We start from the raw sequence: 12,936 nt of genomic DNA on the forward strand, positions 1-12,936 counted from the left end.
ATCCAATCGCTGCTACATCCATAGCACATATTGCACATTCAAGATTCATGACGAGAGGAACATGACTATGCGTGAGAACGAACAACGATCTTCATTATTTCGTAAAAAACCAATTGCCTACGGGGGCGATAACAACAGTGCATTGAAACGGGCGCTTGGTCCATTGGACTTAACCACACTTGGCGTAGGAGCTATTATTGGTACCGGGATTTTTGTGCTGACCGGTGTAGCTGCCGCAACGTATGCTGGCCCTGGCCTTGTACTGTCATTTTTGCTGGCAGGTATCATATGTGCATTCGCGGCATTGTGTTACTCGGAATTTGCCTCAAGCATACCGGCATCGGGTAGTGCGTACACGTATAGCTATACGGCTTTTGGTGAAGTGATTGCCTGGATTCTGGGATGGGATTTGATATTGGAGTATGGATTCGCGAGTGCAGCGGTAGCCAGCGGATGGTCTGGATATTTCCAGACGTTATTGTCTGGATTTGGATTGGAGTTACCCCATGCGCTTACGAGTGCGTTCAGCCCGGAAAAGGGAACCTATTTTGACATCACGGCTGCGGTCATAACGTTAATTATTACTTTCCTGCTTACCCGAGGAGTGAAGGAAGCTGCTCGTGCGAACGGAATTATGGTTGCGATTAAGATTATTGTCGTGCTGATCTTTATTGGTGTAGGTGTCTTTTATGTAGAGCCAACAAACTGGCAACCATTCTTGCCCTTTGGTATCTCAGGCGTAACTGCGGGAGCAGCAACCGTATTCTTTGCTTACATCGGATTTGATGCGGTCTCCACAGCGGCAGAAGAGGTCAAGCGGCCACAACGGGATTTGCCGATTGGAATTATTGCGTCACTGGCGATCTGTACTGTTCTCTACATTGTTGTATCGTTGATCCTCACAGGGATCGTGCCTTATAACATGTTGAATGTAAGTGATCCGGTTGCGTTTGCATTTGAATTTGTTCAATTGAAGGGATTGTCCTGGATTGTATCTCTTGGAGCGATTGCCGGCATTACGACCGTATTGCTGGTCATGATGTATGGTCAGACACGTTTGCTCTATTCCATGTCTCGTGACGGACTGCTGTCTCCGGTCTTTTCCAAGGTTAGTGGCAAGAGTCAGACACCAGCGGTAGGGACATGGGTTGCAGGCATTATCGTGGCTTTGTTCTCTGGGTTCATCTCGTTGGGACATTTGGCGGAGCTTACGAACATCGGAACGTTGTTTGCTTTTGCAGTCGTAAGTCTGGGCATTATCGTGTTGCGTAAAAATAATCCTGATCTCAAACGCGGCTTCCGCGTTCCACTTGTGCCACTGATTCCGATTCTGAGTGCCTTGGGTTGTGTATACTTGATGACACGCCTTGCGGCTCTGACATGGATTACGTTTTTTGCTTGGTTGATCATCGGACTGATTATCTACTTTGCGTATGGACGGCATTACAGTCATCTGAATCCGGCACGCCGGATCTCCAGTGCTTTCAGAGCGAAGGATAAATAGATTAGTCGAGAACGTCTTTAACCGAGAACATCTTCATTTTTCCTCATTTCGTATCGCTTAGGCGAAGCGGGATGGGGATTTTTTTATATAGAAAGATAAAGGAAGATAACAGCAGGGAAAGGTTGGAATTTTCTTTATATATGGGTAAGTAATTAGGGACGTGACGAACTTAATCACGGGGGCGGGGTTGCGGCTAAGCCAAATATGAAATATATTTGGGGATGTGACATGCCATCAGACATAAGAGAGGGGATGTATCATGAACACACCATTACATACGAATTCAGATCATCAAAATGCAGCTTTTGGATTTGCACTGGCTGACTCAGCTGTACTTGCAGAGGCGCAATTAATTGTTTCACAATTAGGAGGTGAAGACGGATTGCAGTTGGATATTGATCCACAGCGTCTTCTGAAGGATGGACGTAAGGTATCTGTCATTGCACAACAATTGGATTCACCCGTCAATCGTCAGGATGCCAATATCATCTATGGTCAGGAGTTAGCATACGTGCAGTATGCTGTTAACCTGAAACCGGATAGCTCGATCTCCATTGCTTCTATTGAAGGCGTTGAACAGTCTGTTAATCTTGGTTGGGCAGCATTTCAGGAGGGGGAATACGAACTTCGAATCTCCCTGCATATGAAAACACCTCGTATTGCTGAAGGTACACTCGAACCTGAACAACTTGCAATGGTTAAGTATGCGCAAGTTATCACCGTATATATATCGCTTTTCCCGGCAGAAGCAGCGTCGTTGAGTTCACCATCTCAAGCTGTGTGGAGCAGAAACCATCATGTGTTTGACTCCTACGGGAGAGGAGGATTTATTCTCGCTGACCTGCCTCGACTCGCTAAGCGTGTGGAGGAACTGATTGGACCAGGTAACCATAATCTGATCGAACAATTTGCGGAAGGGGAACTGTCGGATACGTTGCTGGAAGAGGGGTTGATGGCGATCGCCTGGGGCGTGACTCCTTGGTGTTATTCACTCTATTCCGCTCCAGATGAGCAGTCTGCTGGAATACTTGCCGTGGACAAGCTGGGCGATGAACCTGAACGGCAAGGGATTTACCAGCTTGATCCTTCCATTCAACAATTAAGTATCGTACCTGCGAATGAGCTGGCTTACTGGCCTGCCTGCGTTCAGAACGATTGGCCTGTTATAGATGTGGCGGGTGAAGGCGAGACGTTGCATATGGATTTGTATACTCAGATCTGTGAATCCGTGAATGGGCTGCACGAGAATCCATTGCCATCGTTTGTGCTTACCCGTAGTCAAGGCAAACCCGAAGCGATCATTCCGCTGATTGACGTTGTCATTGTGGATGAAGCGTAGGAGCACTGCTTAGCTTAGACTATAATAAATATATAAATTGAACTATTCATTTACACGATAACGGAGAGGACAGAAAGAACCTGAAAAAGCGAAGCTAAAAGCTTTCTGCAAGAAAGCTACTTCGGAAGCATACGCTTCGCCTTTATCCACGGATTTTCCCCTTTAGAAAAGGGAATCAGAAAAATCTGGGGGTAACAGCGATTGGAAGGTTGTTCTGTCATCGTAGTATCAGCGTAAATAATCTTAGTCAATTTTAAAGAACCGAATCGAGGTGACGTAGACAGATGATGACTGAGGAGATCCAGGAGCAATATGCGGACGAGCTAGAAGCTTTTCACATATGGATGAAGGATGCCGGATATACAGGCCATACGGTAAAATCATACACGGGTGACGTGGTGGAATTCCTGGTCTCCATTCAAGGAAAGTCATTGGAGCAGGTCAAAAAGCTGCATGTGTTGTCATTTCTGTCCCGCGCTCGGGAGCGTGGGGTTAGTGATGCCACGAGAAATCGCAAACATGCGGCGGTGAACTGTTTTTACAAGTCCCTCATTGAACTCGAATTGTTAACCAATAATCCGGCGTTTGGGATCAAGAAATCCAAAACCGAAAAAAACCGTGCGCCCGTTTTCCTTGATGAAAGTGGGCTGACACGTTTTCTGGAGTCGGTAGAAGGCAAGTATCGCACACGTAATCTGGCTGTTTTTCTACTGATGGGATATATGGGATTACGGGTGGGAGAAGTGCACGCGTTGGATTGCAAAGACTATAATGCGGAGCGGCGTACATTGGATGTATTTGGTAAAGGTCGTAAATGGCGCTCGCTCCCTGTACCGGAGACTGTGGCAAAAGTACTGTCTCAAGCGATGGCTGAGCGTCTCGATCCTTGGAGGCCAAAAGAGGAAGCGTTATTTGTCTCGCAAAAAGGGAAAAGACTGTCGATTCGCAGCATCCAGCTCATATCTACGGAAACTTTTGAACGCTTCCAGCAGGAATCACCAGCCAATCAACGTCAAAACTACTCCAGTCATAAGCTGCGTCACTCCTTCGCGACCATGATGTTACGGCGTGGAGCCGATCTGCGTACCGTGCAGGAGCTGCTTGGTCACGCGTCGATACAAACGACAACCGTGTACACTCACGTAACCAGCCGGGAGAAAGAAGAGGCTATGGCTTTGCTGGACGTTAAACTTCCATCATATTAGAAAAAAAAGCCAATATTTAATCCAAAAAGGAGTCTGTCCAAGTGACAGGCTTTTTTTGTTATTGATTTGATGAAGGAGATTTAAACATAATTAATATTATGTAAACTAATATCTGGTATCTAAATACTCATATAAAATAGAAGTCAAACCAAAGAACCATTCGCTCCTTCTCTCTGGAAGAAACAAATGGTTCTTTTAGTAGCACAGATATCTTAATTCACAACGTTTAACATCCTAAATCGTTCACGATATGAATGTCTGCGTGACTTAGATTATTCCAATCCAGCGATCTGTTCTTTTAATTTGTTAGCAGATGCTTGGAAAGCCACTTTCTCGGTTTCATTCAACGGAAGAGGCAGAATCTCGCGCACACCGTTGCGATCAACAACGCATGGAACGCCTAGGTAAACATCCGATACGCCATTGTAATCTTCAAGCAATGTGGACACGTTCAGAACGGAGCCCTCGTTGCCGAGAATTGCAGCTACAATGCGGTCCAGAGCGAGGGCGATTGCATAGGAAGTCGCTCCTTTGGCATTAATAATCTCATACGCTGCATTTTTGGTACGGTCGAAGATATCCTGTTGTGTTTCTTCATCCAATTCCAGATCTGTTCCTGCAACGTTAGCCAGGCTCCATACCGGTACTTCGGAATCTCCGTGCTCACCAATAATGTGTGCGTGAATACTACGCGGGTCGATTCCTTTATTTTTACCAATCAAGTAACGGAAACGTGCGCTATCGAGCAATGTACCTGAACCGATAACACGGGAAGCAGGCCATCCACTTTGTTTCCATGAAGTATAGGACAAAATATCTACAGGATTGGTTGCAATCAGCAAAATACCATGAGAATTCACTTCAGTAATACGCTCGATAATATCTTTGAAAATGCTTGCATTTTTCTTCAGCAGATCAATCCGAGTTTCGCCCGGTTTCTGGGAAGCACCCGCTGTAATAATAATGATATCTGCATCTTTGCAGTCGGAATAATCGCCAGCCCATACTTTCACGCCTCCCGTAAATGGAAGACCGTGGTTCATATCCAGCATTTCGCCGGTTGCTTTATCATGATTCACATCCACAAATACCAACTCGGACGAACGCTGTCTCAACATTAGCGTGTATCCCGTTGTTGTTCCCACCGCACCCATGCCTACAATCACGACACGACTTGGTTTCAGAGCTGCACTATTTGTCATGTTCATATCCTCTCCTTTTTGGGTTATACTCCCATCCATATTAAGGGATTAGAGAATATAAAGCGAGTGTTGTCTATAAAATAGTTCACATTTCATGTCTTTTTACCAATTATTCCGTCGAAAAACAGTTTAGGATGAAATTAATGGTAATAAATGTGCGACATATTAGCCTGAGCATAAGATGGAACAAGGAATGGGCTGTCCGTGAGTGGGCTATGAGCCTTTTACATAAGGTTTGTGGTAGAATAGGAGCAGTGGATTCTGATGAATCGTAAATAAAACGCCATAGGACAGGCATGCGCGCCTGTATATTGGATGAGAGAGGTGGAACCCACTTGCGTTCGCAATGGATTAAAATCGCGCAGACAGCATTGCTGTCTATAGGTATAGCAGCTGTATTGGCTGCATGCACCGACTCAGATCAACCTCCGGTAGCAGAACCTCCGCAGCAGCAGGAGGACGCCGGGAATACAGGGCAGACATTAACTGTCGTTCCCCCTGTGAACAGTACAGAATCTGCAGATATGGCCAAGTACCAGATACAGACTCGTTTGACCGATTTTCAGTTGCTCAATGACAACGGAGGATTGGCGTGGGGTGTGACGCGGAATGCGCTGCGCCTGTACTACACTCAGGATCAGGGAAAGACCTGGACTAATATTTCACCTTCGGAAAATGTACAGTTTCCGGCTAACCCTAAATATGGACAAAGCATTTATTTTGTAGATCGTGCACATGGTTGGATTGTTCGTGAAGGCATGGGTGGAACAGATACCATGGTGCTTCGCACCAACAATGGGGGCGTAACTTGGAGCCTGTCTTCTCTGTCCAAGACGGATAAAGTGACTGCGATCTCATTTGTATCTCCTGAAAAAGGCTGGATTCTCACCACGGTTGATACCGCTATTGGTAAACAGGACAAGAAACTTTACTTCACCGAGGACGGTGGAATTACCTGGAATCGGATGTCATCCAGTGATGAAGATGGTAAACAGGAAGCAGAAGAGATTTCCAAACGTGGATACACCACGGGGATGACTTTCTCGGATCCAAAGCATGGTTTCTTAACAGCGCTGGAGTTCGGCACACCGAAGTTGTATGTAACATCAGACGGCGGAGAGAACTGGAATACTGGACCATCTTTCTTTGATCGAAACAAATTCAACGGGTGTGGTAATTTCAGTGTTAGTTCACCACAATTTTTTGGACGTGAAGCGCAATCAGCCTGGATGTCAATGTCCTGTTCTCAAGGCGAGAGCACGACATTCAATGGATTCTTTACCACCGATGGCGGAAAGAGCTGGAAGCTGTCCAATTTCACTTTAAACAAACAAAAGGGTCCGAATCGTAACCTTTCACCGGTATTTCTAAACGCATCGGAAGGTTGGGCGATGCAAAAGGGCATAACCTACCACACCAAGGATGCGGGCAAAACGTGGAGCGCTCTTCCTGCAAGCAGTGTACTGGAGAAAATTCTCGAAGATTATCCGGAAATTGTGAAGATTCAGATGGTTAACCCCAATCTTGGCTGGATATTGGTTGAAAATACAGATGCCAAAAGATCGTTGTTATTGCAAACGGTAGATGGCGGTGTACATTGGAAAGTACTATAAGTGCAATATGTAATAGATGTAAATAGATAGGGAAATTAGAGGAGCCTGAGGGTTCCTTTTTTTTTTCACTTAGTTTGTGAAATAAATCACAAATAAATCCTCTAGAAGGTGATATATTTAACTCAACAAGAGAAGGAGTGATGAAGATGAGAACCAACGGTCAAACTCAATTCACGCAGGCGGATGAATTAACCAGATATATGCTTCAATTATGCTACACATGTGACGATGCGAATCGTTGTACGACAGAGGAAGCGGTGAAGGCTTGCATGGCAGAACACGCACAGGCAGACCAGCCCGAACCAGCCGAAGGTGGAGAAGTAACTCGCGGGTTTATGGACTTGATGTACGCTTAGGCTAATGATACAAAGATCAATCACGGAGAACGCTCCTGCGGGAGGGTTCTTTTTGATTTGTTGATAAATGTATGCGCTTTTAAATTCACTTCGCAAATATTGCAGCATGGGTTATTATAGAAATAATTAAGGTAAATTACTCAAAATGTGGAATTGTTTTATTGACTCTTAGTTTGGAGGAAGGTGACATGGATAAACGTAGTATTCATGAAACCAATAGCCTGTCCTGGGATACAAAAGGAAATGATGTTTTAGGAGCGACAGCACTTCCGCTTTATGGAGGACGGATCTATCGGAGAATCAAATTGAAAAAACAAAACAACTTTTGTCATCCACAAATGTGTTGCTGCAGAAGAGGAGAGACTTGTTTTAGCATTGTCGGATCGTAAACTATCAACTTATGTAAATGCGTTAGCAAAAGCGGGATTTGCCATTGAGCAATTCATTGAGCAAATCATTGAGGAATCTGATGATGAATTAATGCAACTGCAAAATGATGATTTTGCCAATAAAGCAAAAATGCTCCCTGTAACCTTTGTGATAAAGGCACGAAAACTATAGTAGAACGATAAGGGGATAGCCAATGAAGATGAATCGAAAATATTATTATGTTAATAAAGTAATCGGTTGTGTTCTGGTACATGCATTCATCATAATGACGTGTGCGGTACCTGTGCACGCTGAGGTAGAGCAGATGGAGACAACACCCTCCAGAATTGAGTTGTCTTCTCTAGAGGAAACGATAGATTCATATGTTGCTACTAATCAGAAGAACACCGCTGCCGTTTCGGTTGTAGCTATCAAGAACGGTGAGGCCATTGTGAATAAGGCCTATGGATACGCAGATCTTGAGCAACAGAGAAAGGCAGACACCTCTACTGTATTTGAATGGGGTTCAACTTCTAAACTATTGGTCTGGACGAGTGTTATGCAGCTTGTAGAACAGGGAAAGCTTAATTTGGATACCGATATTCAGGACTATTTGCCGGAAGGATTTCTAAAGAAGCTTGAATACGATGCTCCCATTACCCTAATGAACCTTATGCATCATAACGCAGGATGGGAGGATAGATTGATCGATTTATGGTATTCATCCGAGAGTGATATTGTGGAATTAGGTGAAGCTTTACAAAAATTTGAACCAAGGCAGATCGATAAACCTGGTAGTGTCGTTGCTTATTCAAACTATGGTACGGCTATGGCTGCTTACATCGTTGAAGTGCAAAGCGGACAACCCTTTTATAAATATGTCAACGAACATATATTTAAACCACTGAACATGAAAGACACATCGATTCACCCATCACAATATGATGATCTAAACGTCTTGAAACGAAGAAATGAGATTCAAGGTTACACTACAAATCTGAAACTAATTCCTAAGAACAGAGCATACATAAGCTTGTACCCTGCGGCAGGGGCCATTGGCACAGCAGAGGATGCAGCTAAATTTCTCGCAGCTTTAATGCCGGTGGATCGTAGCAATTTATTATTCACGAACAAGGACACGTTAGAAGAGATGCTGTCAACAAGTCTATATTACGATGGGACTTCAACTCCTCGTATTGCACATGGTTTCTTTGAAGTAGAGTACTGGGTGCCTGCACTGGAACACGCTGGAAGTACGGCTGGATTTACAAGTAAATTTGTTTTTGATCCGGAGTCTAATTTTGGGTTCGTGGTCATGACAAACCAGTCCAATGAAATGATTTATAACGTTGGTCTTGTCCAGAAGGTGTTTGGAAGTAGTTTCAGCACGAATTCAGTTGAATCTGAGAGTGGAGGATATTATATGCCTGCGCGTCGGGTCGTTTCCGGTTTTACGAAGGCATATTCAATGTTAAGTCTGCAGAAGTATACAACATTTGACCTTAGTAACTTTGCAAATGTTGTTGAGCGTAACGGAACAGTTGAGAAGGTCTCCATTTCTTATAATGACTTTTTGCCCGTATCCAATTTAACGATAAACTTGATCAAAGCATCTTGTACTGCTCTTCCAGTAGCCATCCTACTCAGTTTGAGAGCGATAATTGGTTATTTTATTCGGTTATCCAAATACAAAATAAAAAACTGGGAAAGACCGGGTACAGGATTTGATAAATATCATATTGCTATTAATATTGCCAGTGTAGCATTGATTTTGAATACGATCCTATTGTTCATGCGCGCCTTAGGCTTTTCCCCCTATTCTTCATTACGCATCCATCTCATCTTCAACCTGGTTTATGTGATTCTAGCTGTGGCGTATCTTGTCTTGTTGTTCTACAAACTGCTGAAAAGAAGCTATAGTAAAAAGCAAAAGGCGGTATACATCATGTCTGGCATGTCTGCTTTCCTATTTGCTGCTTTTATTATGGGATGGGATTTGTACTTTTAGAGCAGTAGAAAGGATGAAACCATGAATATTCAGGATCTTCCAATTGAAATAAAAGAACATATAGGGAAAGTTCAGAAAATCACTTTTCCTAAGCAAGGTCATACTTCTACTGTGGCTATTCTGGATACGTTCGACCAAAAGTACATCATCAAAAAGACAGAAAACGATCTTTATAATGAATGGTTATCCGATGAATATAAGGTGCTTCAATACCTTTACCAAACGGGACTCCCTGTTCCAAAGGTATATTTATTTCATACTGAGGAGACATCAAGATGGCTTCTGATGGATTATATTGATGGAATAAGTTTAAGAGAATTTCTTTCTAAGATGCCTGACCTCCAGAGTAAAGAAAAAGCGATTTTTAACTTTGGGCTTTGTCTAAAGAAAATACATGAATGCTCTTGTCCTGTTGAATTATTGAACAATGACACTCCTTGGTTAGATACAATGCTTAATAAAGCAGAATATAATCTAACTCACTTTGCTGTAGACGGATCAGCAGAACTACTTCAACAGTTAAAAGAAGCAAAACCAAAACCAATAGAAAACACTTTCATTCATGGAGATTTTACTATAGATAATGTGCTAGTTAATGATTGCAATATTGTTGGAGTTATTGACTGGGCAGGTGCCGCTTATGGCGATCCAAGATATGATGTAGCATTAGCCATTAGACCGAAACATAATGCGTTTGATAATAAAAGAGATAGAGAAATATTTTATAAAGGGTATGGAAAGTTAAGAATAACGGATGAAGAATATAATTATTTTGAAGACGGGATATATAACTTCTTTTAGTCTGGCTATAAATTGTTCTTCAAATGCATATCCAATCTCTTTAGAAGGAGTAAAACAAATGAGCCCTCCAAAACATATCTTATCTGCCGCTGCAATCGTGATAAACGACAAAAATGAATTATTACTTATTAGAGGACCCCGAAGAGGATGGGAAATGCCAGGTGGTCAAGTGGAAGAAGGAGAATCTCTAAGTCAAGCTGCGATCAGAGAAACAAAAGAGGAGTCCGGAATCGACATCGAAATCATCAAATTCTGTGGAATATTTCAAAATATCGAGAATTCAATATGTAACACATTATTTCTAGCCAGACCAATAGGAGGAGAATTAATCACATCAACGGAGAGCTTAGAGTCTGGTTTCTTTCCGATCGAAGAAGCCATTTTAAAAGTCGAATGGAAAAACTTCAGAGAAAGAATAGAGTATTGCTTAAACCCTGAGATGCAACCTTTTTGCATTGAATTCAGTGATAAGAATAATATTTAAAACTTTCCCAGAAGCGTAGCACATATTACAGCGTATCCTCTATTATTACTTTTGATCGCAGATTCATCATAGACATGGGTCTAGGAATAAAGCCGAATATGGCCTATTCAGGAAAGGGAGGAACTGTCTATCATACTTAAATCAATCTTTTATCAGGAAGATACACATCTAGTTCATGGCCCATATGAAGAGATTATTAAAGATGCCATACTGTTTCAGATGTACTTCCAGAATCCAGGTAGAAGCCTATCAAAGATAGAGATAAGTAGATTAGAGAATGTATTTACTGAATTGGGGATATCGAAGGAGAAAATAAAAGCAGACGTTAATGTTAATGTGCAAACTGTTAACATAAATATTGAAGATCGGCGTTCCAAGTTAGCTGATTTAGCAGAAACGTTGGCAAGGCAAAATATTATTGGTACTCCAGGGGATAAACGATATCAGGAAATTTGCAGGTATTGGCCGGATTCTGATATCTATAAAGTACTTGAAGCCAACTGGTGTGCCGCATTTGTATATCATTGTTGTATGAAAGTTGGAATAAAACTCCCTATTCGATATCCTAATCGAATGTATCGATTAGCTGGGGTAGGTGCTTGGTTAGACTGGGCTCAGCTTGCTGAAACAGTATTCTTTTATAGGGATATGCAAGAAGGGTTTGAACCAGAGCGTGGTGATATAGTCATTTATGAGAAGCTCTTAACCGATAATTCTCACGATCACATTGGAATTGTTTTGGCCTGTGACGGTGATCAATTATTGGTTGCAGAAGGGAACACAGACAATAAAAACTACTCTAGCATTTTATACAGAGAAAGAGGACATTGTATTCTCGGATATATCCGTGTAGATGACAGCTATCAATTTAATTTTCAAGGAGAGTATAGACCAGTTTAGGTGATATACATGGGTGTGCCAGTTTATGTATCTTGAGGTTATGAACTTTATATCAAAAACATAGGAAGGTCAATTCCGGAAAGGAAGTTCAATCTATGAAACGAGTCGATGTAGTTTACTCACTACTAACCAATCCATCCAAATCTAAAGTGCTTGCCGTAAGAAATGTAGGGCGTTCAAGCTGGTCGCTGCCTGGCGGAGCTGTTGAAGCCGATGAATCATGGGAACAAGCAGCAATCAGGGAAGCCAAAGAAGAAACAGGACTTGATGTTGGCGTCCACGGTATTGTAGCAATAAACGAGTGTAAATTTGAAGAAATTAAAGAACATGCCATTTTTATCACATTCAGAGCGGAAATCGTCGGAGGGAGAGAAGAAATATCAAGACCAGACGAAATCTCTGAGACTGCATGGTTGGATATAACACAGGTAGATGAGCTTATGCCTTACTACAAGAACGGCTTTAAAAGCTTACTTAATGGCAATGAGATTACATATTTCAACGAAGGTAACAAGTAATGTTCTGGATGTAGTGTTGTGATTAAAGCAAGAAAACGATTATTTAATGAAATGAATCGGAGAGTGGACTATATTTAAATATCAAATGGATGCCGCTACCCATATATCGCTATTGGCGATGAAAGATGCACCCCAATTATATAATTTGATTGATCGAAACAGGGATCATATAGGAGCGTGGTTAAAGTTCCCCAATATGACATTAACAGAAGAGGATTCAAGCACTTTCATCAAGAGAACTCGTATACGATATGCTCAAGATGATGGTTATTGGTTAGGAATCTGGTGTGGAGACGAGCTTGCTGGCTCTATTGGATACTTATACATTGATCAAGAAAACAAGAAGACCGAAATAGGATATTGGCTAGGTCAGGAATATGAGGGTAGAGGACTTATTACAAAATCGATTAAAGTTCTAATTGATTACGCATTTAATGAACTTAAATTAAATAAAGTTGAAATTGGCATAGCAACAGACAACTTCAAAAGCCGCGCAATTCCTGAAAAATTAGGCTTTCAACGTGAAGGTGAATTAAGAGATTACGAATATATTAACGGTGCATATTTAAACAGGATTATTTATGGTTTGAAAGCAGATCAATGGAGAACGTAATAAATCAAATTTTATTTTAACTAA

14 protein-coding genes are annotated in these 12,936 nt (G+C 42.1%); 13 read left to right on the plus strand and 1 reads right to left on the minus strand.

Features of this window, described 5'->3' with window-relative positions; translation table 11 throughout:
- Nucleotides 1-67 precede the first annotated feature (67 nt).
- The 3 genes from BLS69_RS06210 (at nt 68) to BLS69_RS06220 (ending at nt 4,048) form a co-directional block, all read left to right on the plus strand.
- Nucleotides 68-1,504 carry a branched-chain amino acid transporter BcaP gene (locus BLS69_RS06210; protein ID WP_256332234.1) on the plus strand — a complete coding sequence of 479 codons (1,437 nt, stop codon included), beginning with the start codon at nt 68-70 and terminating at the stop codon, nt 1,502-1,504.
- 259 nt (nt 1,505-1,763) lie between these two features.
- Nucleotides 1,764-2,843: a hypothetical protein gene (locus tag BLS69_RS06215; protein ID WP_091029454.1), complete on the plus strand. Its 1,080-nt coding sequence runs from the start codon at nt 1,764-1,766 to the stop codon at nt 2,841-2,843.
- Between the two features lie 284 nt (nt 2,844-3,127).
- Entirely contained in the window at nt 3,128-4,048 is a 921-nt protein-coding gene (locus BLS69_RS06220) for a tyrosine-type recombinase/integrase (RefSeq protein WP_091029457.1), read from the plus strand.
- A gap of 272 nt (nt 4,049-4,320) precedes the next feature.
- Here the strand turns inward: BLS69_RS06220 and BLS69_RS06225 are convergent, their stop codons facing one another.
- Nucleotides 4,321-5,250, minus strand: a complete 930-nt coding sequence (locus tag BLS69_RS06225) for an L-lactate dehydrogenase (protein ID WP_091029459.1) — start codon at nt 5,248-5,250, stop codon at nt 4,321-4,323.
- Between the two features lie 335 nt (nt 5,251-5,585).
- Here BLS69_RS06225 and BLS69_RS06230 point away from each other — a divergent pair, with 335 nt between their 5' ends.
- The 10 genes from BLS69_RS06230 (at nt 5,586) to BLS69_RS06270 (ending at nt 12,912) form a co-directional block, all read left to right on the plus strand.
- The gene (locus BLS69_RS06230; RefSeq protein WP_176872612.1) at nt 5,586-6,863 is read left to right on the plus strand and encodes a WD40/YVTN/BNR-like repeat-containing protein; all 1,278 of its coding nucleotides are present in this window, start codon (nt 5,586-5,588) and stop codon (nt 6,861-6,863) included.
- 146 nt (nt 6,864-7,009) lie between these two features.
- Entirely contained in the window at nt 7,010-7,219 is a 210-nt protein-coding gene (locus BLS69_RS06235) for a hypothetical protein (protein WP_091029464.1), read from the plus strand.
- A gap of 188 nt (nt 7,220-7,407) precedes the next feature.
- Nucleotides 7,408-7,608 (plus strand): hypothetical protein, encoded by a 201-nt coding sequence (locus BLS69_RS32525; protein ID WP_256332235.1) that lies wholly within the window; start codon nt 7,408-7,410, stop codon nt 7,606-7,608.
- The gene (locus tag BLS69_RS32530; RefSeq protein WP_256332236.1) at nt 7,595-7,780 is read left to right on the plus strand and encodes a hypothetical protein; all 186 of its coding nucleotides are present in this window, start codon (nt 7,595-7,597) and stop codon (nt 7,778-7,780) included. The genes BLS69_RS32525 and BLS69_RS32530 overlap by 14 nt, the downstream gene beginning before the upstream one ends.
- A 22-nt stretch (nt 7,781-7,802) precedes the next feature.
- Entirely contained in the window at nt 7,803-9,596 is a 1,794-nt protein-coding gene (locus tag BLS69_RS06245; protein ID WP_091029467.1) for a serine hydrolase domain-containing protein, read from the plus strand.
- A 21-nt stretch (nt 9,597-9,617) separates the two neighbouring features.
- Nucleotides 9,618-10,397, plus strand: a complete 780-nt coding sequence (locus BLS69_RS06250) for a phosphotransferase family protein (RefSeq protein ID WP_091029470.1) — start codon at nt 9,618-9,620, stop codon at nt 10,395-10,397.
- A gap of 58 nt (nt 10,398-10,455) precedes the next feature.
- On the plus strand, nt 10,456-10,881 hold the full coding sequence (locus BLS69_RS06255; protein ID WP_091029472.1) for an NUDIX hydrolase: 426 nt from the start codon (nt 10,456-10,458) through the stop codon (nt 10,879-10,881).
- A gap of 219 nt (nt 10,882-11,100) precedes the next feature.
- Entirely contained in the window at nt 11,101-11,781 is a 681-nt protein-coding gene (locus BLS69_RS06260) for a CHAP domain-containing protein (RefSeq protein ID WP_256332237.1), read from the plus strand.
- A 95-nt stretch (nt 11,782-11,876) separates the two neighbouring features.
- Complete coding sequence (locus BLS69_RS06265) at nt 11,877-12,299, plus strand: NUDIX hydrolase (RefSeq protein WP_091029477.1); 423 nt, start codon at nt 11,877-11,879, stop codon at nt 12,297-12,299.
- Nucleotides 12,300-12,417: 118 nt separating this feature from the next.
- Nucleotides 12,418-12,912, plus strand: coding sequence for a GNAT family N-acetyltransferase (locus BLS69_RS06270; protein ID WP_256332238.1), 495 nt, complete (start codon nt 12,418-12,420; stop codon nt 12,910-12,912).
- The last annotated feature ends 24 nt before the right edge of the window (nt 12,913-12,936 follow it).

This window comes from Paenibacillus sp. CF095 (assembly GCF_900101225.1).
Lineage (GTDB): Bacteria > Bacillota > Bacilli > Paenibacillales > Paenibacillaceae > Paenibacillus.